A 24,840-nucleotide genomic window follows, 5' to 3' on the forward strand; every position below is an offset into this window, starting at 1 on the left:
ACCGATGGAACCATTTCAAGTAATTGATTTTCATGACGTACCAAGCACGATCGGCGCCCATCAAGCGACCCTTATTTGGGAGAAGCCGCTGCACGATCAAGCTATTTTTGGTTATCAATTGTTTTTAGACAACGATTTGATCCAAACCAGACCAACAAACAAGACGCATTGGACGTTGACAAACTTATCTGCCGATCAAACGTATCAAGTAACGATCATCTGCCTCGATCATCAGGGGTGCCTGCTTACAAATACCGCAGTCACGACGACTTTTCGTACAAAGAAAAAAAGTGTTGTGTTAGATGTTACGCAAGCACCCTACCATGCTGATAGCGCAGGCAAAGAAGATAGTACCGCCGTTCTCCAGCAAGCGATCAACGATTGCCCTAGCAATGGCACTGTCTGGATCCCAACAGGGGCGGTGATTCTTTCTGGTGCGTTGGAGCTAAAAAGCAATATGATTTTTCAGGTAGATGGCACATTGCAAGCAAGCCTCGACATAGAAACGTATCGGGTTGCCCCACACGTGTATTTAGGAAGCGTGAATCAAGAGGGGTTGCCATTAAGCCGTTATGAAGGGTGGGAATTGTTTTGCTTCCGTTCATTGATCAACATTGGGTATATCGATCGGGGCGATCGAGGGCGTATCGTTTGTGAAAATGTCCGTCTTTGTGGCAAAGGAACGATCATTGGTGGCGGGAATCCATTAGGACTGGCGATGCGAAAACCTTATGCAGACCGTGAACAGTATCCAGAATATGTTTCTGATGGAAAACCTGGAAGACGAGTAAGGGGACGGTTGATCTGTATGATGCAGGCCAAAAACATCCATTTGACAGAGCTGACGTTGATTGATCCACCATGCTGGACTGTCCATATGATTTACTGTGACACCGTTGTGACCCATGGGGTGAATATTCAGTCCAAAGGCATCGACAATGGCGATGGTTGGGATCCAGATTCTTCGCAAAACTTGCTGATTTTTGACACCGTTTTTGATACGGGTGATGATTGTATCGCAATCAAATCTGGCAAAAATCCAGAAGGAAATCAGATCAATAGACCAGCGAAAAATATTCGGCTGTTTGATTTGGCTATTCGAGGGGGACATGGCATCGCGATTGGTAGTGAGCAATCTGGTGGTGTCGAAAATATCACTTTTCGAGATTGTCAACTGACCAATACGCTTTATGGGCTAGAATTGAAAGCGCAGAATGATCGTGGTGGCTATATTCGTCAAGTGACGATCATCGATTGCCTGTTGGATCGCTTCATGGCTCATCCTGTTGCTTACAATGCCGATGGCCAAGCAGCCCAACAGTTACCGATCATTTCAGATATTTTGGTCAAGAATACCTGTATCGTAGGGCAGAACCCTTTGGTCGAGCTAAAAGGGTTTGTCGATGAACAAGCACAGCAGGTTTCACCGATCCAACGCGTTGCTTTTGAGTCCGTTGCCTTTGAATCAGCTAAAGGGCAAAAGAAAATGATTTTTGAACAGTGTCAGGAGGTCAGTTTTAAAGAGGCAGCGATCATTGATCGAGCGGCCATAAGTGACGCAACAAGTTGCCAAGAAACAGTCGAACTATCCATGGTGGGACAAAAGAAACGCACGTAGAACAAGCTTTTGAAAATGATCTGCGTTGGTTCTCCCAATGAGAAACAGTTAGTTAAGCACCTTATTTCCTCCCTTGACAGGTTGCGCCTTTTTGCTTTTGTAGACAAAAAGGCGCATTTTTCTAACAAGAAAGGACGATGCAAAAAAAGACGATCCCCAGAAATCAAAAAGGACTTTCTTTTCCCGCTAAGGGGACTATAGTAAAGAATGTAGGGAAAAGGACGCCAGAAAGCACATGGGAAAAGATAACGAGATGTGCCAAGAGGAACGCTTTACTTGATGGACAGCGCCAGTAAGAAGCACTCAGTTCTATCCAACGAAATGATAGATGAAAAAAGGTTGGCGATGCGCAATTTTTACAATCATGGGTATCGACAAACCTATCAACAGCTTAAAACAAAAACGTAGGAGGCAAGCAAGAATGGAAGACATCACGCAATTATTGCAACGAGAAATTGACCAAGCATCAACTGTGCAGGGAACAGTGATTACACCACCCGGCGCCTATCAAATCGGCGCATTGTTTTTAAAAAGCAATGTGCACTTGATTGTCTCAGAGGATACGATTCTGTATGGTAGTCAAGAACTGGCCGATTATCCCGAAGTAGATAATCGGGTCGCAGGAATCAATATGAAGTGGCCTGCAGCGATGATCAATGTTTTTTACGCAGAAAATGTCATGATCTCTGGAAAAGGAAAACTTGATGGTCGTGGAGAAACATGGTGGCAAACGTTTTGGGGAACAGATGAAGCCAGCGGGATGATGGCGGATTATGCAAAGAAAGGCTTACGCTGGGCAGCAGATTATGATTGCAAGCGCCCACGAAATATCCTTGTTTATGAAAGTCAGCAAGTAACCATCAAAGATATTTCGTCGGTACAGTCGAGTTTTTGGAATACCCAAATCACGTATTCTCACCACATATTGATCGACGGCATCACGATAGACAATGGAAAAGGGCCTAGTACTGATGGCATCGATATTGATTCCTGTGAAGAAGTCACGATTCAAAATGCCCACATTTCCTGCAACGATGACAATATCTCGATCAAGGCGGGACGTGGGGCAGAAGCCATAGCCCAGCAAAGAAGCTGTCGGAAAATCACGATCAAAGACTGTCAGTTAGGGTATGGTTCAGGAATTGCTATTGGTAGTGAAACTTCTGGTGGGATCGAAGAGATCAAAATCCAAAAAGTCGTCTTTGAGCAAACTGGCGCAGGGTTTCGGATCAAATCCGCCAACAATCGAGGTGGATTTATACGCAAGGTCACTGCTTCGGATTTAACGATGAAGGATGTTGGCTTTCCTTTTCTCTTACAAACAAATTGGTACCCAGATTATAGTTATCCAGAACTGCCAGCTGATTATGAGGAAGAGATTCCCGACTATTGGCACAAATTGATGGTACAACCAGCTATTCCAGTAGGTCCAGCAAAGGTCTGCGACATTACTATTGAAAACGTGCAAGCTACCAAAACAGGACAACAAAGCGTGCGTGCTTTTTTCATCGAGGCCAGCCCAGCAGAGCCGATCCGCAATCTAACATTGAAAAATCTTTCCATCCATGCCGACGAGTTCGGCAAGATTGCAGGGGTTGAGAACTTAAAGATGGTGGAAACGATCGTCACTGCGTTAGCGCCAACCTTGGATCAAAATGATGTGTATGAGCGGTAGTACTCTTTCTCTCAAATATGAATGAGTGGTGATCCGCTTAGTACTAAAAAACTGATGAATTATCAAAGAAGACCAATGAGTTGGTCTTTTTTTCATGATAAGATGTTCCCAAAGCTCTAACGAATAAGAACTTCAGTACTTAGGCTATGCTTTCTATAACTAGAATTTAAGAATGATAGGAATCAGAAAAACTGCGATAATAAGATTGATTGAGCGAACTAAGAACACGAAGAACTATTTATTCTTTTTCTTATAATTTACGATACCTGCAAATGTAGAGCAAAACTCCCTATCTAGTCATATATCAACGATTAACAAAAAATGTCAATTGCTGGAAATCCTGCTTTTCGTTATGCTTTTGGTATTGAAAGCGGTTTATTTAATCGGGCTCAACAACAAAATCTAAGGAGGAAAAGTAGTGGAAAAATTAAGTACGATTCTTGGTTTGGGGTTACTATCAGTCGCCTTTTTGTCGGCATGCGGGAAGGAGGAAGCAGGTTCCACAACAGATTATGATACGATTTCGATTTTATCGCCGTACATTGAAACTGAACCACCTGCAAGTGACAACGAGATTTTGAAGCAATTAGAAGCTTACACTGGCAAAAACATTGATATTACCTGGGCACCCAATACATCCTACGAGGATAAAATGAATATTACGTTAGCTTCAGATGATATTCCAGAAGTGATGGTCATTCAAGGAAAATCAGGAGGGTTTATCAAGTCAGCAGAAAATGGCGCTTTTTGGGATTTGACCGACTATTTAGCTGATTATCCTAATCTCTCTCAATCTAACGAGGATGTTTTGCGTAATTCTTCTGTGAATGGCAAAGTGTACGGAATTTATCGGAAACGTGATGCGATGCGGACGGCGGTGATCATCCGAAAAGATTGGTTAGAAAACTTAAACTTAGATGTACCAGAAACGATCGATGATCTTTATGAGGTTGCCAAAGCATTTACTGAGAACGATCCCGATGGGAATGGTGAAAATGATACGTTTGGTTTGATTATTCCCCAATGGCCTGGCTCGATCAATTCAAATAGTCCTTACGATGTGTTAGCTACTTGGTTTGGGGCAGGAAATGCTTGGGTGGAAAAAGATGGCACTTTAGAGCCATCCTTTATGCAACCAGAATACCTAGAATCAATGCAATTTGTTAAAGATATGGTGGAACAAGGCTATGTCAATCGTGATTTTGCAACCATGGCAGCAGATAAATGGGATGAGCCGTTTATCAATGGACGTGGTGGGATCATTATTGATACGTATTCACGAGCAGCACAAATCAGTAATAAATTATTGCAAGCTGGAGAAGAAGACCTCGTCGTCTTTACAGGGAATTTAAAAGATAATAGCGGTACGATGAATGCGTTACCGACAGATGGCTATTCTGGTTTCTTGGCGATTCCTAAGTCGAGTGTCCAGACAGAGGAACATCTAAAAGAGGTGTTGACGTTCCTTGATAAATTAAATGATAAAGAAGCACAGGTATTGCTGAACAACGGAATCGAAGGAATCAATTTTGAAGTAGTGGATGGAATGTCCGTCGCATTAGAAGGATCAGAAGCTGAAGCGTTAGCCAATGCGGTCAAAGGGTACTCACAAATTGGGATGAATGTAACGGAAGATACCCTGTACTATATTGCTAAGCCTGATACAGAAGCGGCTACTGAAAGCTATGAAAAACGATTGTCATTGATGGAAGCTGATTTAGAGCACGCTGTTTTTAACCCAGCAGCCTCCTATAATACAGATACGTATGTAACAAAAGGGGCACAGCTTGATCAGATCATTAGTGACGCGCGGGTTCAATTTATTGCAGGACAAATCGATGAAGCGGGTTGGGAAGCTGCGATCGAACTATGGAAGAATCAAGGAGGCACGCAGCTGATGGAAGAAACGAATGCCCTTCATCAAGCACAATAACGACAGTCGAAGAAGGTTGAGTGGATCTTGCTCTCAACCTTTTTCTTTTTCAATGATTTTTTTCATCTAATAAATTGGAGTACTATTCAGGTGAGACGAGACAGGTAGTAAGAAATCAGAAAAGAAAAAATGGAAAAAAACAAGTGAAAACCCTAATCTAACGCTTGATATCAAGGAATTCAAAAAAAGTCAATTGTTAGAAATGTAGGTCAAGTTTACTATGAAAAGAGAAAAGTAGCTCATATACGCATAAAAGGAGAAGAAGAAATGTTAGCGAAATTGATCTATGAAAATCCGCTGAATCAAGCAGCAGATATTCAACACTTTATTGCTGAAGGAGAGCCCAAAATTACTTTCCAAGACGGGATGATTCTGGCGAATACGTATTCTGAAGAATCAAACAAACAACCACATTTTGTTTTATGGCTGCCTCAACAATTTCCAGCGGACCTACGAATCACCTGGCAGTTTCAACCACTGGCTGAACCAGGCTTATGTATGCTCTTTTTTGCAGCAACCAATCGCAAGGGTGGCTCGATCTTCGATTCTGGAGTACCCAAACGAACCGGGGCATATCCCGAGTATCATTCTGGAGGGATCAATGCTTACCACCTTTCTTATTTTCGAAGAAAGTATGAGGAGGAACGGGCGTTTGAAACGTGTAATTTGCGCAAAAGCCATGGGTTTCATCTGGTCGCCCAAGGCGCAGACCCACTTCCGAGTGTAGCAGATGCCCGAGGGTTTTATCACCTAAGAATCGATAAGGTAGGTGCAACGATTTCCTTTTGGATCAACGACTTATTGGTGTTAAGGTACCTTGATGAGGAACAGTTTGGTCCCGTATTAACTAAAGGAGCGATCGGATTTCGGCAAATGGCGCCAATGAAGGCCCGCTATAAAGACTTGAAGGTATATTCCTTAGAGGAGGAACGGTGATGAATTGGCAGAAAGCATATCAAGCAGCAGATTTTGTCTTTTATTGTTTGCTGATAAATGTAACCGTTATTATAGGTGCGCTAGTAGGTGGAATCATCTTTGGACTGGCGCCTAGCGTACAAGCAGGATTCCACGTAGCAAAGAAAACCCTTAAACAGGAATCGCCGCCTTTTTTTCAAACGTTCTTTGGGTATTACCGCAGGAACTTTTGGCGATCGAATCGCTTGGGCTTACCGATCATTCTCTTTTATTTGTGCCCCATGGCGGTGATCCAGCAAGGATTTTTAGCGGCATTGACTCAAACTGGCTTGATCCTATTGATCGTTAGCCAATGCGTCGCGATCGCTGTGATCAATACATTGCTTAGCATGTACGAATATTATGTGCTCCCAACGAAGAAGTACCTAGGCGCTTCACTACGCTTTCTTTTTTTTCAACCTATTGGCACCTTTTTAGGCGTTCTTTGGTTTGGGATTTGTAGTACGATCAGCTTTTTTCTCCCCGGTCTCCTTCCATTTTTAAGTATTGGGATGTGGATCATTGGCACAATGGGGATTTACTTGAAATTATTTGATGAAAATGAACAAAAGCTAAAGCAACAAAACGATGCAGTTCAACCTGCAGAGAGGGAAGAGGAGGAAATCGAACATGGCATTGAAATGGCTCAAAAATAAACCTAAGGGAAAACGTGGGCTGAGTTTTGGGTATCCATGGGAAAAAGGGGCTTTACAACCTGAGGTTCTAAGTGAGGAAATGTTTTTGCTGGGTGAGGAGCCGCTGCAAACGAAAGTACTGGCTTACTGGCCAGATGGCAGTGTGAAATGGACAGGACACAGTGGTCTGGTGGCAGAAACGACGCAGTTACTTTTTCAAAGAAAACAGCGTGTCCAGAAGAAACAGGCGATTGCTAGGGAAGCTTACAACGGTATTTATTTTGACAACGGTACGATCAAAGGCTTCTTCCCGAAACATGGGGAAGGGAAAAATGTATTGGACTGGGTAGCGGTCAATGGGCAGAAAAAATTGCAAGATCTTCACGCAATCCTGCAATACCAAAACAAAAAGGTGCAGTCCAAAGTAACGGACTTGATGTTGGAAGAAAATGGTTCAGAAAAAGCCGTTATCAAAGTATCGGGCGTCATTGAGATCAATCAAGAAGTGGTGCAAGAGTTTATTTTACGGTTCCGTATCTTTCGCGAAATCAGCAAATTGGAAATCATTCATACGGTCATTATCATCAAACCACTTGCTTATGAAGGCATGGGGATAGCATTTGATTATGCGTTGACAGGTGAAAATTGGAATCGACAAGTCAAATTTATTGCAGATGCTGTGTATCATGAAGCGGCACAATTGTTACTTTCACGGCGACACTATCAGCAAAACATTCCCTATCAAGAACAAGCCAGTGGACAGCTCGTTTCATTGACCCCAGCGGACGAGCCGATGCTGTCTCATGCGGTGGAAAATGCTATTTGGGACAATTTTCGGGTCAATCAAATCAATCATCGGTCATTTGAATTAGAAAAACAGACCGAAGCTGGGTACTGTTGGTTGCCCATTGGGGATGGCGAGCATTATTCAGGTACCTTTTATGCTGGGGGAGAAACCGGCGGCGTTGCTTGCAGCATGGAGAAATTTTGGGAAAAAGCACCATCTGCGATCGAGGTGACAGGCATCACCCAAAAAGAAACCCAAATCACGATGTGGCAGTGGTCACCGAATGCCAAGCCAATGGATTTTCAGCACTATTCCAAACGGGATCATATGCTTAGCGGATACGAAGGAATGGAAGAGATTCGTTCGACGGCAGTTGGCGTAGCAAATACGACGCGTTGTTGGTTGGATCTATATGAAGAAGCCCCGTCAGAAGAAGTGTTGCTGGGCTTAGCTCAAGAAAACCAAGAACCTGCCCAGATCGTTTCATTGCCAGAGCGTTATCAAGAGACGAAGGTTTTTGGCAGGATCAGTTTACCAGATGAATCAACGAAAACGAAACAGTTGCTGGAGCAACAATTGGCTGAGATGCGTCAATTCTATTTAGCAGAAGTCCAACAAAGAAGTTGGTATGGCTATTGGAACTATGGTGATGTCATGCATACCTATGATCAGTTTCGACACCAATGGCGCTACGATCTTGGTGGGTACGCTTGGCAAAACACTGAATTGGTCCCCAACATGTGGCTTTGGCTAGATTTCTTACGGACTGGTGATCCAAGCGTCTACTATCTGGCTGAAAGCATGACGAGACATACTTCAGAAGTCGATCAGTATCATGCTGGTGAATACAAAGGATTAGGGTCACGGCATAATGTCGTTCATTGGGGCTGCCAAGCAAAAGAAGTTCGAATTTCAATGGCGGGTCTGCATCGCTACTACTACTATTTGACAGCGGATGAACGCGTTGGGGAGATTATGGAACAAGTCAAAGACAATGAAACCTATGCTTTTGATGCGTTACCACCGATGCGTGAGTTTTATGAACGAGAAACGAAGCGGATACCGATTCGCATCGGACCAGATTGGGCTGCGCTAGTCTCAAACTGGTTTACCCAGTGGGAACGGACGAATGATCCTGTTTACCTTGAAAAAATTCGCACGGGCATCACCTGCATCAAAGCCATGCCCCAGCGCCTATTGTCTGGTCCCACAGTGTTATTTGATCCACAAGACAAAACCTTATCTTATATGGGAACTGGGAATTTTGGCGGCTATCACATGGTCATCTCCTTTGGGGCGCCGCAAGTTTGGTTAGAACTTGCTCAAGTGCTGGAAGACCCCGAGTGGACAGAGATGTTAGGGGAGTTTGGCTGGTTTTATAGCTTGAGTCCTGAGAGAAAAGCAGAAGAATCAAACGGGGTACTGACGGAACCTCATTTTGCCTGGCCAATGTTTGCGTCGACGATGATGGCCTTTGCTGGGCGAGTGCGTAACGATCAAGCAATCAGCCAAAGGGCTTGGCAGTTATTGCTTGATAATGACAAATCGGGTGTTCCATTGCCGATCGAAGCGACCATTGAAGCAGCGACAACGTGGAAAAAAATAAAAGAAATGCCGTGGGTATCGACCAATGTGTTGGCACAGTGGGGTCTAAATACGATTTGTTGTTTAGCATTGATCGGAGCGGAGTTAGAGGAGGAGAATGAATGGAAACAACAATAAAAAAAGTGCCGAAAACGAAAGAGCAATGGAGGAGTTTTCTCAACCATTTTAAACAAAATAAATGGCTCTATATTTTGACGATTCCCGGGATCATCTATTTTGCAGTATTTCGTTATGCACCGATGTATGGGTTGATCATTGCTTTCAAAGATTATGTGCCTTTTTTAGGAATCGCAGATAGTCCATGGGTTGGAACACAAAATTTTATGGATTTCTTCAATAATCCTGATTTCTTTCGGATCTTGTGGAACACGTTGATGATTGCCTTTTTAAACATCTTCTTTTCGTTTCCAGCACCCATCTTTTTGGCACTGTTACTGAATGAATTGCGCAACAAGCTGTTTCAGCGGACCATTCAAACCTTCGTCTATGTACCACATTTTCTTTCATGGACGATCGTCGTTAGTCTTTGGCATATCTTATTCAACATCGATCATGGAGCGATCACTCAATTTATCGCTTCGTTGACAGGCGTTGAAATCGACTTTCTCTCAGACCCGCAATGGTTCCGCCCCATGATCGTAATGCAATCGATTTGGAAAGAGATCGGTTGGGGGACTATTATTTATTTAGCTGCCTTATCAGGTGTAGATCAGGAACAATACGAAGCCGCGATCATGGATGGTGCAGGACGTTTCCGTCGTGTGTGGCATATCACTTTGCCTGCGATTCGTTCGACGATCATCATTATGCTGATCATGCGGATCGGGTCGATTTTGTCTACTGGGTTTGATCAGATTTTCTTGATGACCAATCAGTTGAACCGAACAGTAGCAGATGTTTTTGATACGTATGTGTATATGATGGGGATCACCAATGGCGCTTACAGTTACTCAACAGCCGTCGGATTATTTAAATCGATCGTTGGGATCATCCTCGTACTTTGTACCAATAAATTAGCGAAACGCTTTGGCGAAAGCGGCTTATACTAAGGAGGAAAAAGATGGATACTTTACACAATACGAAGGCAGGGAAAATATTTGACATTTTTAATGCGCTATTTTTGGCATTGATTGGGTTATTCATGGTGATTCCTTTTATTTATGTGATCGCAGGTTCATTTGCTACGGAGTTAGAATTGACCACACGTTCGTTTTTCTTATGGCCAAATGAGATCAGTCTCGACTCCTATCGCTTTATTTTTTCAACCAACACCTTTATCCGTAGTTTGCTTGTAACGGTCGGCGTTACCATCGTTGGCACGCTGGTGCAGCTTTTCTGTACCTTCACCTTTGCCTATCCTTTATCACGCAAGCACCTAAAAGGACGGAACACTTTGTTGAATCTCGTGATTTTTGCAATGCTCTTTTCAGGTGGAATGATCCCAACGTTTATCGTGGTGAAAAATTTAGGACTGATCAATTCTTATTGGGCATTGATTTTGCCAATCGCGATCAATCCGTTCAACTTAATGATCATCAAAAACTTTTTCCAAGAAATGCCGATCGAATTGGAAGAATCCGCCAAGATGGACGGCTGTACGGAACTAGGGATCTTATGGAAAATCATTTTGCCTTTATCAAAACCAGTGATCGCGACCTTCACCCTTTTTTACGCCGTTGGTATCTGGAACGACTTCATGAGTGGATTGCTCTATATCAACGATTCAGCAAAATGGCCGATTCAGTTATTGTTAAGACAGATCACGATGGCCTCCAGTGGTGCCAATGCGTTAGCAAGTATGGACCCCAACTATGTGCCGCCTGAACAAGGAATCAAATTTGCAGTCATCATTGTGGCGACTTTACCAATTTTGATCTTCTATCCGTTTTTGCAAAAACATTTTGCCAAAGGAATGCTGATTGGATCCGTCAAAGGATGATACACTTCAATAGTTGTGGATAGGTTGTCATGCGTTTTTTCGCATGACAATTTGTTACATAAAATCTATTACAAGGGTGTTTGGGAATGAAGTACTTTAAAACAGGCGGTTTTCATCGAAAACTGCAGCTAGCCAGTCTATGGATCGTCGTGCCGCTATTAGCCGTTGCAATTTTTTTGCATGCCTATTTGATCGGACCATTACAACGATCGTATCAAGAACTAAACAATCGCCAAGTCGAAGGAATCGTTAGTAACATCAACCAACAGTTCTCGCAGCTGGAAGTGACTTTAAGCGTTTGGGGGCAATCGTTTCAAAGGCGCTACCAAGAAGATTTATTGGAAACGACGAATTATCAGACTTTGATCCAACTGTCGGAAGAATTGTTTTACTTAACCAATAGCTCCAATTATGTCAATCGAATCGGTATTTATTCGCTCGGAGAGGCGCCCTTTGGGATTGAAAGTGGCGGCACGTATGAATTAACGCTCGAGCAAACCAAAACAGCATTTGAACGCTATCGGATCGATAATGGTAGGCAGTATCAGTGGAAGATCATTGAAGAAGAGGATGAATTGATTTTTGTACAAAACATTGATAGCCAAGGCGAAGATCAGCCTAAAATTTTTTTAGTTGCAACGATCGACGAGCAATCATTGTTAAAGTATTTTTATGATACTCAAATTGAAAATGGACTCGCAGCGATTTCCTTTAATCATGAGAGTTTTCGTTTTATTGGCGATCAGAACTTAGCGAATGTTATCCAACCGCTGAGTGAGGAGCATCAAGGAACCTGGGTCGAATCGATCAATGGCAATGATTATAGCATGATCGCCGTAAACAGTACGCGACTCAACCAAATATGGACGTTTTATACCGTCGTTCCCTTAGCATTGATTACCGAGCCAGTCACTCATTTGGCTAGAGTGCTGATCGTCGTAAGTATTCTTTTTATTGCTTGTGTGGCAGTCATGAGTCTCTTTTTGGCAAAAAAACAATACCAACCTTTTGAAAAAACGATGGATCAGCTCTTTGGTAATACCCAATGGAAAAAAGAAAACGATCTGGAGTTTTTGGTGGACCGTTGGCAACAATTAAGTCGGGAAAAAGGATTGCTACAAAATCAGGCGGAACGCTTTCAAGATTCGCTGAAGCGGCAAGTGATCCAACATTTGATGGAAGGGTATTATGGCTATTTGTCAGAGGAAGAATCGCAACAATTACTGCAGCAAAAAAACTGGCGCTTAAGTGACCAAGGGTATCGCCTGTTTTATTTCCAACTCAATGATCTATTAAGCAATCAAGCAAATTCACAAGATGAAACCCACATTTTGTTTGCGCTAGAAAACATTATAACGGATGTCACAGCCATGTTTTTCCCAGAATCAACCATCGTTTCGTCAAATGAAGGGCGGATTTTGGTTTTTGTGGTCAATCAAGAGCAGCAACTGACAGATTACTTCACGATGGTCACCAAGCAAATCAATTTGATCGTCTGCCGTTATGTCACCATCGTTAGTTCGCAACAAGAAACTGAGATTCGCAAGTTGCCTGAAGTTGCCCAACGTCTCAAAAAGCAAATCCATCTGCAACGGTTGATTCCCGAAAATCAAGTGCTTCAAGGAGAGAAAATGCGCCCGCTGCCGAAGTATTCTCTTTCGCAAGAAAATTTGATTTTAACAGCGCTGAAAAGTGGCTATCATGAAGAATTGCAACGAAGTGTCCAGCGGTTTTTGGAACAGGTCGTGGCAGAAAACAATCAACAGGCTGCGGTGATCTATGTGGTCAATCGACTGTACGATCAAGTCGATTACCTTTTAAATGAAAATGGTGTCTCACGAACGGATTATGTATCGAAAACGGTTGTTTTAGAACGAATCGAACGACTTTTGGACATCAATCAGATTCAAGCCTTTTTGTACCATCATTTCTTAAAGCCCGTCTCCATCCTCTGGCAAGAAAATGTCGCTAATTCTTATAGTGAAATGATCCAAAAAGTAGCGGAGTACATCCAATCTGATTTTCGCAATGAACAAATTTCGTTAGAATATGTTGCGGATCGTTTCGAAGTAGACCCAATCTTTTTGAGTAAGGAGTTCAAGCGTGCCAAGCAGGTCAACTTTATTGATTATTTAACCAACGTTCGCATCGTAGAAGCGAAACGGCAGTTGCTAGAAACCGATCATCAAATCAATGAAATTGCAGAAAACCTTGGGTATAATCCCAGTTACTTCAATCGTTTATTTAAAAAGTGCACGGGAATGACCCCAGGACAATATCGAAAAGGTCAGAGCTGATCACTGTTGGTTGCTGCGGAAAAGCTCGCATTTTCGCAGCTTTTGCTCTGATTTTTCCATGTTTTCGTCAGCCAATGTTTTGTATAATAGAAAAGAAAGCGATTTCTAATACAGCTTAAGTTCAGCAAGAAAACCAGCAGACTTGTCAACGCTGTTGGAAATCTGATAGTAAATAGATGGAGGAAGAAAAGAGATGAAAATCGTTCTAGGCGGAGATTCAACCATGGCGGATTATCCCCTTGATCAACAGCCAATGATGGGCTGGGGACAAGCCTTACCAAGCTATCTACCCCCAGAAGTAAACGTACGCAATTTTGCAAAAAACGGCAGTACGACTCGTTCGTTTATCGAAGAAGGGTTGTTTGAGCAACTCCTGCAAGAAGTCGAACCGAATACAGTCGTCCTACTGCAATTTGGACATAATGACCAAAAAGAGAAAAATCATGTCACGATGGAGGCGTACATTGCTCATTTGACAGACATGATCCGTCAAATCAAAGAAAAAGCAGGAATCCCGATTTTGTGTACACCTGTTGAACGGCGGGTAGGAGAAGAGGGACGATTGGCGCATACGTTGTCAGCATTTTTACCTGTCTTAAGAGAACTTAGTCGAACGGAAGAAGTAGTTTTGTTTGATTTAAATCGCTATACCTATCATTATTATGACACATTAGGACTAGAAGCTTCCAAAGCACTCTTTGTTTGGTTAGCACCGAATGAGCACCCCAATTATCCTGCAGGTCTTGCAGATGATACCCACTTTTCAAAGCTCGGGGCGCATATGATCGCTCGCTATGTAGCGATTCGTCTACAGGCGTTTTTCCATGAGCAACCACTGTTTCCTGATATTTATTACGGCGCCTGCATGTATCCAGAAGTCTGGTCGGAAGAAATCATGCAAAGTGATAGTCACACGATGAAAACGTTGGGCATGAATTTTGCTAGAATTGGGGAATTCATGTGGCGCGACTTGGAGCCTCAACCTGGAGAATATGATTTTTCGTTGTTGGAACGTGCGCTAGAACAGTACCAAGCAAATGGCATCGATGTTTGCTTATGTATTCCAACTCCGACCCCACCCCGCTGGTTTACAAAACAGTACCCAGAAGCATTGGTCACTAACCAAGATGGAACGAAGATGCATCACGGCTCAAGACAGCATGTCTGTATCAACAACGAGGACTTTCGCCGTTATGCCTATCGTTTGACGAGAAAAATCGCTGAGATTGCCGAAAAACATGAAAATGTTGTTATGTTGCAATTGGACAATGAGTTTAAATGTCATGTCGATCTATGTTACTGTACGACGTGTCAAACGCGTTGGCATACGTATTTAAAAGACAGCTATCAATCCGTGACTAACCTCAATGAGTGTTGGGGAACGAAGGTGTGGAGTGAGTGGTATGACGCATTTGAGGATGTCGTCTTGCCGCTAACGACCCCATTTTTGCATAATTCTTCCTTGATGAATGCCTTTCGCCGTTTTACCACCGATACGTTGAATGAGTTTGCGCATGATCTTTGTCATTTTATCCGAATGGAGACCGCGTTGCCCATTACCCATAACTCCGCTTTTGGGTTTAACTTGCAAAATGATGAGCTATTTGCTGATTTAGATATTGCTGGTTTTGATACGTATGCACCGGCAGACAACTATCCAGCGTATACCATGAACTTGGATCGTTGGCGGAATGTCAAACCGCGCAAAAAGGAAATGTTATTGTTAGAAACTTGTACTGCCAATGCAGGTCATATTGAAAATTATGCGGCACCTCGTCCTCATGGGTTTGTCACAAGTGAAGCGTTCATTGGCTATGCTGGTAATTTGAAATCCTTCTGCTTTTGGCATTTTCGTGGACATCGCTATGGTGTGGAGCAAACCCATAGTGCCGTGTTAACTGCTTGGGGAGAGCCAGATCGTGGGTATGAAGAGGTAGTTCGGATTGGCGAACTAAGACAACAGATCGCACCACTTTTAGCGGAAACGAAGTATGTATCGGCAAAAATAGCCATTATCTACTCGGATTACTCGAAACGTTTTTACACGATCGATCATGGGGGTGTTTATGATTATCGCAGCCTGTTTACCGAATTTTACGGCAGTCTGATTCGGCAAGGAATTCGTGTAGAAATCATTCAAGAAAATAGTCCGTTAGAAGAGTATGATGTTGTTCTTGCCCCATTTGTTCGTTGGATCAGTCCTACCTTGTTGAAAAAATTTGCCGCCTTTACTGAAGCAGGAGGCAAGCTGATTTTAGGCCCGATGACGGGGGATCGGACAAAAGAGCTGGCGTGGCCAGCGACGAATGGCTTAGATCGTTTAGGAGAATGGCTCGGGTTTGACCAAATCCAGCAGTTTACGGTGAAAGGACTGACTTATCAGCTAACCTATGACGGCCTAAAAGAACCTTTGGATCATTTGGTCACAGTTTTTCACTGCCCAGAAGATTGGGAAACGATCGGACGTGGGAATGACCAAACGCTACTAGCTAAGAAACAACTGGCTCAAGGAGAGATCATCTATTTAGGTGCGCTACCTAGCAATTTACCAGACAGTTTGATATGGCAGTCGTTTTGTCGCAAAGAACTTTTCCCTTATGAATCAGAGCGCCAGTTGATCAAATGTTCGGAAGGTGTGATGAAGTATCGCCGAGAGTCAGCGACCCATGTCCAACTCTGGATCAGTAACTTAGGGCTGACGACAGCTGATTTTACCTTACATCTACCCGGTTTCGAACGCTTATTAGGTGAAGCGCTGGCGCGGGGGAACCATAGGCTAGAACCTTATGAAAATTTGATTATTGAATGGGAAAAAATAGTAGAAAGCGAGGAGTCAGATGATTCATTTAGCCATCCGAGGGCATGACCTTTCAGGAGAATATACACCAAAGCAGTTAGCACAAGCGGTAGGTGCAAAGAAAATAAAAAACGTTCAGTTTGCCTTGAATGCGTCTTTTCCAGATCTAAGTGCTCCTGAAAAGATGAATCCAGGTATGGGGACCTTCTTCAAGAATGAATTCCAAGAACAAGGCGTTCAAATCGCTTTGTTAAGTTGTTATAGTAACTTGATTCATCCCGAACCAGAGGAACGAGAAAAAATCTTACAGAAATTTGAGCGCTATTTATTCCATGCCCGTTATTTTGGTGCCAGCATGGTGGCTTCAGAAACAGGCTCAGTCATTGCCGCACTGGGATATAGTGAAGAGAATTTTTCAGATGAGGTTTTTGAAGACTTGATCCATGTGATCCAGCGACTCGTTCGAGTGGGAGAAAAATATCAAATCATGGTAGGGATCGAAGCCGGACTGAATCATCCGCTGTATTCGAATCAGCGCATCGCCGAGCTGATTGAACGTGTTCCTTCTGATTATTTAGGGATCATTTACGATCCAACGAATTTGATCACCGCAAAAACGGCTGCTGATCAAGTCGCATTGGTAGAAGAAGCGTTTACTCTTTTCGGTGAGAAAATCGTCTGCTTGCACCTAAAGGATTTTCAACTCTCGGGAGAAGAGGTGATCCCTGTCCCATTAGGCGAAGGACAAATACGGTATCCAGAAATTTTACAGCTTTTGATCAAACATAAGCCATACTGTTACGTGGTGCTAGAAGAAACAAAAGATGCTGGGATCGATCGTGCGGTGGCGTTGATTGAAGGCTTAGATTTAAAAAATTAGCTGGGTGCTTGTGTAGACGATTGTGTAAGAGAACGCGGGAGTAGTTTTCTTGGTTTCTTAAAAAACGCTGGCATTGAATGCAAATTTTATCTAGCATAGAAAAGTTGTTTATGATGAGATTTCATCTAAACAACTTTTTTATTTTCATAAAAATAAAAAATATGAGGTAAGATTTGTTATTATAGAATAAAAAGAAAGCGTTTTAAATCGTTGCATTCGGATAATGGATCAAATGGAAAAGGATTTAATATTTACGAGACATGTAAAAGAGCGAAAGGAGGAACCAATGGCAAACATGCAAGACGTGGCAAAACTTGCCAATGTATCCGTGACCACCGTCTCACGAGTGATCAATAACAGAAAATATGTCAATGAAGAAACAAAGCAGATTGTGCTAGAAGCAATTCAAGCACTTGATTATGTACCAAATGAATTAGCACGGTCCTTTTATTACAATTCCTCAAAGATGATAGGCTTGCTGATCTATGATTTGAAAAATGATTTTTATAATCAATTTATTACCCGATTCGAGTCGCAACTGATTGAGAAAGGCTATAGTTTGATGATTGGTACCACACAAGGGAATCCTGAAAGAGAAACCTATTTTTTGAACTTGTTTCTCGCAAATAATATTGATGGGGTAATTTTATGTACCAACCTTTGTACGCAAGGTCCGTTGTTGCAAAAGGTTCTCAAATTACCTCTAGTGAGTGTGGGTAGAGTCCTTAGCGATGAAGTATCCTCCGTTTCTGCGGATAATACCTCAGGTGGACAGTTGGCAGCACAGATCTTAAGCCAAAATTGTTGTCGCGAGATCCTCTTCATTAATGGACCAAAGACATTACATTCCGTTCAAGAAAAATCAGCTGGTTTTTATCAAGTGATGGACCAATACCCAGAGATCCATGTTCACGAGGTCGTACTCGATTTTGTAAATGTCACGCAAACATCCTTTGATCAACTTTTTCATCAATGGCCTTCTATCGATGGCATTTTTGCGGCAAGCGATTTTTTTGCAGCCTGCGCTTTACGTTCCCTTCATTCACTGGATAAAAAGATTGGTGAAGCGATTCAGGTGATTGGTTATGAAAACACCAATGTTTGTCTTTGTACTAGCCCTTTGCTTTCGTCCATCGCACGACCTTTAGAGGAGATGGTGGATTGGACGACCCAGCTACTTTTTCAAGAGGTACAAGGAGACAAAACCGCACCAAGACACGTCCTCTTGAAAAATTCATTTGTCCCAAGAGAAACGACTCAATGGAAGTGATGGAAAAAGAAGCAACCGATTGCAGCTTTCTTTTGATTGTCTTGGGATAGCCGCAATTCTATAATGAAATGGACTGGAATAAATCCAGAATGAGGAAGTTGCTAAGTGATAGGTGTTGATAGCTAGTACTATTTTTCGAAAAAATGGTTCCGCTTACAAAAGATTCTGTAAAATAGCGAACGGCTTGAAGGATAGCGCCTCAAGAAGAGTGTACCTAAAATGCGATCACAAAAACAAATTAACCTAAATGCAATAAGAAGGAGTGAATAACCATGTGGAAAGCAAACTATCATACCCACACAACTCGATGCAAACATGCACGGGATTCTGATGAAGACTATGTGATCAAAGCCATCCAAGCTGGCTTTAAGGAAATTGGCTTCGCTGATCATTGTCCCTGGCCCTTTGAGGATGGGTATGTCTCCCCCATGCGGATGGATGTTGCGCAATTGGAAGATTACGTTTCATCGGTGAAAAGCTTACAGGAAAAATACCAAGGACAAATCGATGTGAAATTAGGATTAGAGTGTGAATATTTTGAAACAATGATCCCTTGGCTAGTTGCAGAGAAAGACAGGCTGTCGATCGACTATTTGATTTTTGGCAATCACTTTCCTGAAATCGAAAGCAATCACTATTACGACCATACACCCGGGGATTCGGTAAAAGCGATCAAAGATTATCTTCGAGTCTCCCTACAAGGGATCGAATCAGAGATCTTTGCTTATATGGCACACCCAGATGTGTTCATGCGGGGCTATAAAACCTTCGATTCTCATTGTGAAGAAGTTGCCTACCGCTTATGTGAAAAAGCCAAAGAGTATCAGCTGCCGTTGGAGTATAATTTGGCAGGCTATACGAACGGTGGCTATCCGCATCCTGAATTTTGGAAGATCGCCAAGGAAGTCGGCTGCTCTTGTATTATTGGGATCGATGCCCACGAGAGTGCGACTTTAACGAATACAGAAATTTACGAAAGAGCTCTTTTAGAAATCGATGCTTTGGGGTTAACACGGATCGATCGGCTCTTCTTTGCGTGAAGGAAAGAAAGTTGAACGTTTTGGAAATAAAACATGGACGCCAGTGGGGATCACTAGCGTCCATGTTTATTAGAATTGCCATTCTTGAATTTTTTTCAAGAGTACCGCTTTGTCGGAAGCTTCCGCAAAGGAATGCTGAGCGGCAGTTTCGTTTAAGAAGCGCATCTCTGATTCGGATATGTCGCAATGATGAGCCATTTGCAGGTATTCATTGGTCAATGTCGTGTTTGAGACCGTTCGGTTATCGGTGTTCAAACAAAAAGGGACCTTGGCCTCCAGCCATTCTCTTAATGGGTATGCCGAGTATGTGGGAATTGCACGCGTATGAACATTGCTGGTAGGGCAGCCTTCGATACAGCGATTTTGTTCTCGAACAAACGCTTGAGCAGTAGGATCTCCTTTTAAGGCGATGCCGTGGCCAATCCGCTGCGCACCGCTTTCGATAGCTTGATAAATGTTTTGCACACAGCCGCATTCGCCTGCATGTAAGGTCAGCTGGACACTTTGGTTATTGAGGAACACTTGATAGCTGGCAGCTAAATCAGGGACGTACCCGTCTTCTTCTGGACCTGCCAGATCAATGCCGACGACTTTTTCATCGGTAAGAGCGATCGCTTCATTAAAAATCGCCGTAATAGCTGGTAGGTCTTCTTGACGCATCCCAATGACCAAAACATTGCCTTTGATTGGGTAGCGTTCTTCTGCTCGTGCGATGCCTTCGATCACGGCTTGGATGGTCTGGCTGCAAGTGAGTCCTTTGTCCATCGATAAGCTGGGGGCAAAGCGGATCTCAATATAAGCGACCCCATCTTGAGCGGCTTGTTCCATCACATCATAGGCGGCAGCTGCTAACGCTTCTTGTGTTTGCAAATACGGCCGAACGAAATCAAAGCAGCGAAGATAATCCCTCAGGTCATGACAATCTTTGGGGGCTTGCATCTGTGCTTTCACAGCTTCTATGTCTTGCTCGATCGGTAGTTCTTGCTGATTGGCGATGGCGATCAATGTTTCTGGACGAATGGAACCGTCGAGGTGGCAGTGAAGTTCTACCTTGGGAAATGCTTGGATTTGTTGTTGAGTAAGCACAGTGTTCCTCCTGTCTAGGTCGAATTTTTTTTAAGTATGAATATAGCATACTTCCAAAACCCATGCTACCCAAAAAAGGAAATTCTCATAGAAAGCAAAACAGCAGCCGCGAATTACTTGTGCGGCTGCTGGTTTTATTGTGGGAGAGTGGCTCAAATCAATTCCGATAGATCGGTAAAAGGCAATGACAGATCGTGAGCGGCTTCTTTTGAAGTAAATGCGCCCTCATAGGCGATGACCCCTTTGGCAAGTGCCTGATTTTCTCGCAACGCTGTTAAAGGATCGTTCGCTAGCTGCTGGGCATACGGTAAGGTGGCAATGCTCAATGCGATGGTTGCCGTTTGCGGCACAGCACCTGGCATATTCGCCACTGCATAGTGAATAACTTCTTCCCGGATATAGGTTGGCTCGTCGTGGGTGGTGACTTTGTCTTCGGTCTCAAAAATTCCGCCTTGGTCAATGGCAATATCGACGATCACGGATTTTTCAGGCATCTGTTTCACCATGTCGCGGGTCACTAAGCACGGAGCTTTTTGTCCTGGCAATAAGACAGCTCCTACCACCAAGTCTGCGGATTGGATCGTTCGTTCGATATTCAAGCGATTGGAATACAAGGTTTGAACTTGACCAGAAAATTGTCGATCCAGCTCTTGTAAGCGTGGGATCGAAACGTCTAAAATCGTCACTTGTGCGCCTAGACCTACGGCGACTCTCGCGGCATTCTCACCGGCAACGCCACCACCAATGATCGTTACCCGACCTTGACGGACGCCGGGAACACCTGAAAGTAGGATCCCTTTTCCGCCATATATTTTTTCGAGAAATTGCGCGCCGATTTGAACAGACATTCTTCCAGCGATCTCACTCATGGGGGACAGCAGAGGTAGGGTGCCGTTCGCCAGCTGAACGTTTTCATAAGCAACAGCGATCACTTTGCTGTCGATCAATGCTTGAGCAAGCTGTTGATTGGCGGCTACGTGGAAATAGGTGAATAAAACCAGTCCCTCATGCAAAAAGGGGTATTCTTCTGGTAAAGGTTCTTTGACTTTCATAACCAATTCAGAGGCCCAAACCTCTTCAACGGTAGTAATCGTAGCGCCGACTTCCTGATACGCTTGATCAGAAAAGGTTGATCCTGCACCAGCGCCTTGTTCAACGAAGACTTCGTGTCCGTCTTGGACTAACTCATAGACTCCCGAGGGCGGCAATGCCACACGATTTTCATTGTTCTTGATTTCTTTTGGGATACCGATTTTCATAGACTTCACACCTTTCTTTCTTCCATTATAATAGAAAGCGGATTCCTAAGGGGAGAAAGAATGGTTTTTTTATTAAAAAAGTAAGATCCAGTTGCTGCTTTCGGGACGACAAAGAAAAAAGCCCCGAAAGGGGACTTTTTTTGATCAATCAGCTGAAGGTCCAAAAGCGTAAGCTTTGATTAGCGATTTCATCTAGTGTGTAGTAGGTAGCGTAATGGGATTTTTCTGGATCATCATTGGGATCTAAGACAAACACTTGATCGTCCATCATTCCACCTAAGACCATGATATGGCCGCCATCTGTAAATTCCCCTGGAGTCACAGAAACGATGACCGGATGATTTTGTTGCAAGTAAGCTTCAACACTGGCTAGATCTGTGCCAAGATCATAGTAGTTGTAGCCGTTTGCATCGGCAAAATCAGAAAAAATCCGCCAGTCCGTTCCTTGTCCGTCAACGTAATAATGATCCCCCGCCCAATTGAGGACTTCCAGTGGCGAAATGGGATAGCCTTCAAGATAGGATTGAACCATCGCAAGAGAAGCAATCGCACAGCCGTTTTCTGCTAAGCTTTGGCTGCCGTCATTGCCATAGGATCTATCAGCCCATTCTTCGTTCGTCTGCAAGAAAATCGGTGTCGTGATGTCCATTTCCCATAAGTAAGCATTGATGTCATCACTAAAGATAGCTTGAGAATAAACATATTCGTCGTCATAACTCTCATCATAGGCAACGACGGTATGCACGTGTTCGGACAACTCTCCGTACAACACGTGATGAGAGATTCGATTGAACCCTATCCAAATCAACACCAATCCTGCCAAAACAACCATTGGCCGACGCTTTCGATAAACATCTGTCTGTTTTTGCATTTTTCCCTCCTTGTTTTACGAATCGTACGTATTCATCCTGTTCTTTTAAGTAAAACAAAGGAGGGGGCGCTTGTCATCGGCCTACAGACCGATTCCACGATCAACTTTCAAATGCCTCTAGTTCTAAGCTAGTGTTTTCCCATGCTTCTAATAGGGCTTCTTGTTCAGTGCGGGCTTGTTCTAATGCTTGATTCAACGCGGTCAATTTGACATGATCATTCAATGCATCTGGTGCGGTCATGTCTTGTTCCAGTTGTTGGATCGTTTCTTCTATTGCGGCAAGCTCTTCTTCGATTTGGGCGACTTTCCGCTGTAAGGTTCTAACGGCTTTTTGCTGTTCCTTGCTTTGGACAAAGGTTTGCTTGCCCGCTGAGAGGGTGGTTTCGGTTGTTTTTGCTTCCAACATCGCTGCGATCTCAGCTTCTTCTTGTTTCTTTTCTAAATAATAATCGTAATCGCCGAGATAGAGCTTGCTGCCGTTTTCAGACAGTTCCACGACCTTGGTGGCGATTCGATTGATAAAGTAGCGGTCATGAGATACGAAGAACAAAGTGCCTTCATAATCGATCAGCGCATTTTCTAAGACTTCTTTGCTGTCGATGTCTAAATGGTTGGTTGGCTCATCCAAAATCAAGAAATTGTCATGGTCCATGGCTAATTTTGCCAAAGCGACACGGGCTTTTTCGCCACCGCTTAACAGCGTGATCGGCTTTTCAACATCTTCTCCCGAAAATAAGAAGCTGCCTAATATATTGCGAATCTCGACTTCAGGTGTGGTGCTGTGGTCATCCCAAAGCTCATTAAGGATCGTTTTGGTTGAATGCAGATCGGATTGGGTTTGGTCATAGTACCCGATTGAGACATTGGCGCCAAAATGGACCTTTCCTTGAATAAAGGGGATTTTATGAATCAGCGATTTCAGTAAGGTTGATTTGCCGATCCCATTCGGTCCCACTAAAGCGATCGCATCTTTGCGCCGAACATCTAAGTCGATGGGCGCCGATAAGACTTCTTCTTCAGAATAACCGATAGCGGCATTTTCTACTTGCATCACAACATTTCCTGAAGGTTTTTCAATGGAAAAAAGGAAGTGGGCGGATTTTTCATCTCCTTGCGGGCGATCCAGCCGGTCCATTTTCTCTAATTGCTTACGGCGGCTTTGCGCGCGTTTGGTGGTAGACGCACGGACAAGGTTGCGGGCAACAAAGTCTTCCAGTTTATTGATTTCTTCTTGCTGTTTTTCAAAGGCTTTCCATTCACTTTGCAACTGCTCCGCTTTCAGGGTCAAATAGCGGCTGTAATTGCCTTTGTAGTGGCGCATTTTTTGGCGACTCAGTTCGTAGACTTCGTTGACGACTTTGTCTAGGAAGTAACGGTCATGGGAAACGATCAGCAACGCACCGGCATATCCTTGCAGATAGTTTTCCAACCAAGATAACGTTTCGATGTCTAAATGGTTGGTCGGTTCATCGAGGATCAAGATATCAGGTTTTTGCAGTAGCATTTTTGCTAATGCCAAGCGGGTTTTTTGACCACCAGAAAGGGTATTGATGGCTTGCGTGTAAAAAGAAGGATCAAACTGAAAACCGTGCAAGACGGAGCGAATCTCATTTTCATAGCCATAGCCGTTTTTTTCTGCAAATTCATGCTGCAATTGGTCGTATTCTTTTAGGAGATTGCCAGAGTCAGCAGCAGGATCTGCTTCGGAGATGGCGATCTCTAAGGTACGCATGCGCTGCTCCATCTGCCGAACCGTTGCAAAAGCTCCTAGCATTTCTTCCCAAACGGTGGCTTGACTATCAAGTCCGGTATCTTGAGCTAAGTAGCCCATCGTAGCGGTCTTGTTTTTAGCGATCGTTCCTTTATCAGGACTTTCGAGTCCAGCAATAATTTTCAGTAGCGTTGATTTACCAGAACCGTTACGCCCAACAAGCGCGATTCGGGAATTGCTGGCAATTTCTAATTGGATATTTTCAAATAAAACCTCGGCTCCGAAAAGACGGGCGATTTGGTTGGCTTGTAATAAAATCATGTGTATGTCATTCCTATCTTTAAGAAACTTGTCTGTATCAAGGTTGCAATACTACAAGTCTATCATATTTTAGGGGAAACGGCGATTGGGAAAAAGTTTGATTTTACCATTATAAAATTTATATTTCAAATTATGAGCATTCAAATTGATTTTTGAACAATG

The 24,840-nt window shown here is 43.3% G+C and carries 17 protein-coding genes; 13 read left to right on the top strand and 4 right to left on the bottom strand.

Going from position 1 to position 24,840, the window contains the following annotated elements:
• Positions 1–4: 4 nt before the first annotated feature.
• From P0G38_RS03715 to P0G38_RS03775, 13 genes are all read left to right on the top strand, one after another.
• A complete protein-coding gene (locus P0G38_RS03715; RefSeq protein WP_275854059.1) occupies positions 5–1,618 on the top strand; it encodes a glycosyl hydrolase family 28 protein in 1,614 nt (537 codons plus the stop codon).
• Between the two features lie 421 nt (positions 1,619–2,039).
• Positions 2,040–3,293: a glycoside hydrolase family 28 protein gene (locus tag P0G38_RS03720; protein WP_275854060.1), complete on the top strand. Its 1,254-nt coding sequence runs from the start codon at positions 2,040–2,042 to the stop codon at positions 3,291–3,293.
• A 418-nt stretch (positions 3,294–3,711) separates the two neighbouring features.
• Positions 3,712–5,226 (top strand): extracellular solute-binding protein, encoded by a 1,515-nt coding sequence (locus P0G38_RS03725; RefSeq protein ID WP_275854061.1) that lies wholly within the window; start codon positions 3,712–3,714, stop codon positions 5,224–5,226.
• Between the two features lie 267 nt (positions 5,227–5,493).
• Positions 5,494–6,162: a DUF1961 family protein gene (locus P0G38_RS03730; RefSeq protein WP_016608835.1), complete on the top strand. Its 669-nt coding sequence runs from the start codon at positions 5,494–5,496 to the stop codon at positions 6,160–6,162.
• On the top strand, positions 6,162–6,836 hold the full coding sequence (locus P0G38_RS03735; RefSeq protein ID WP_275854062.1) for a YesL family protein: 675 nt from the start codon (positions 6,162–6,164) through the stop codon (positions 6,834–6,836). The genes P0G38_RS03730 and P0G38_RS03735 overlap by 1 nt, the downstream gene beginning before the upstream one ends.
• On the top strand, positions 6,811–9,324 hold the full coding sequence (locus P0G38_RS03740) for an exo-rhamnogalacturonan lyase family protein (RefSeq protein WP_275854063.1): 2,514 nt from the start codon (positions 6,811–6,813) through the stop codon (positions 9,322–9,324). Before P0G38_RS03735 ends, P0G38_RS03740 begins: the two co-directional genes overlap by 26 nt.
• On the top strand, positions 9,309–10,256 hold the full coding sequence (locus P0G38_RS03745; protein ID WP_275854064.1) for an ABC transporter permease: 948 nt from the start codon (positions 9,309–9,311) through the stop codon (positions 10,254–10,256). The genes P0G38_RS03740 and P0G38_RS03745 overlap by 16 nt, the downstream gene beginning before the upstream one ends.
• A gap of 11 nt (positions 10,257–10,267) precedes the next feature.
• The gene (locus tag P0G38_RS03750; protein ID WP_005234200.1) at positions 10,268–11,146 is read left to right on the top strand and encodes a carbohydrate ABC transporter permease; all 879 of its coding nucleotides are present in this window, start codon (positions 10,268–10,270) and stop codon (positions 11,144–11,146) included.
• 86 nt (positions 11,147–11,232) lie between these two features.
• A complete protein-coding gene (locus tag P0G38_RS03755) occupies positions 11,233–13,443 on the top strand; it encodes a helix-turn-helix transcriptional regulator (protein ID WP_010749860.1) in 2,211 nt (736 codons plus the stop codon).
• A gap of 193 nt (positions 13,444–13,636) precedes the next feature.
• On the top strand, positions 13,637–16,309 hold the full coding sequence (locus P0G38_RS03760; protein ID WP_275854065.1) for a beta-galactosidase: 2,673 nt from the start codon (positions 13,637–13,639) through the stop codon (positions 16,307–16,309).
• Positions 16,281–17,120, top strand: coding sequence for a sugar phosphate isomerase/epimerase family protein (locus P0G38_RS03765; protein WP_010749858.1), 840 nt, complete (start codon positions 16,281–16,283; stop codon positions 17,118–17,120). Before P0G38_RS03760 ends, P0G38_RS03765 begins: the two co-directional genes overlap by 29 nt.
• Positions 17,121–17,406: 286 nt before the next feature.
• A complete protein-coding gene (locus tag P0G38_RS03770) occupies positions 17,407–18,390 on the top strand; it encodes a LacI family DNA-binding transcriptional regulator (RefSeq protein ID WP_275854066.1) in 984 nt (327 codons plus the stop codon).
• A 272-nt stretch (positions 18,391–18,662) separates the two neighbouring features.
• A complete protein-coding gene (locus tag P0G38_RS03775; RefSeq protein ID WP_275854067.1) occupies positions 18,663–19,430 on the top strand; it encodes a histidinol-phosphatase in 768 nt (255 codons plus the stop codon).
• A 69-nt stretch (positions 19,431–19,499) separates the two neighbouring features.
• Here the strand turns inward: P0G38_RS03775 and add are convergent, their stop codons facing one another.
• The 4 genes from add to P0G38_RS03795 all read right to left on the bottom strand — a co-directional run bounded on the left by add (position 19,500) and on the right by P0G38_RS03795 (position 24,678).
• Positions 19,500–20,516, bottom strand: a complete 1,017-nt coding sequence (gene add, locus P0G38_RS03780; protein WP_275854068.1) for an adenosine deaminase — start codon at positions 20,514–20,516, stop codon at positions 19,500–19,502.
• Between the two features lie 152 nt (positions 20,517–20,668).
• The gene (ald, locus tag P0G38_RS03785; RefSeq protein ID WP_060791374.1) at positions 20,669–21,775 is read right to left on the bottom strand and encodes an alanine dehydrogenase; all 1,107 of its coding nucleotides are present in this window, start codon (positions 21,773–21,775) and stop codon (positions 20,669–20,671) included.
• 148 nt (positions 21,776–21,923) lie between these two features.
• On the bottom strand, positions 21,924–22,646 hold the full coding sequence (locus P0G38_RS03790; protein WP_275854069.1) for a C39 family peptidase: 723 nt from the start codon (positions 22,644–22,646) through the stop codon (positions 21,924–21,926).
• A gap of 100 nt (positions 22,647–22,746) precedes the next feature.
• Complete coding sequence (locus P0G38_RS03795; protein ID WP_275854070.1) at positions 22,747–24,678, bottom strand: ABC-F family ATP-binding cassette domain-containing protein; 1,932 nt, start codon at positions 24,676–24,678, stop codon at positions 22,747–22,749.
• Between the last annotated feature and the right edge of the window lie 162 nt (positions 24,679–24,840).

Origin of the sequence: Enterococcus casseliflavus (assembly GCF_029215545.1) — a bacterium.
GTDB classification, from domain to species: Bacteria; Bacillota; Bacilli; order Lactobacillales; family Enterococcaceae; genus Enterococcus_D; species Enterococcus_D casseliflavus.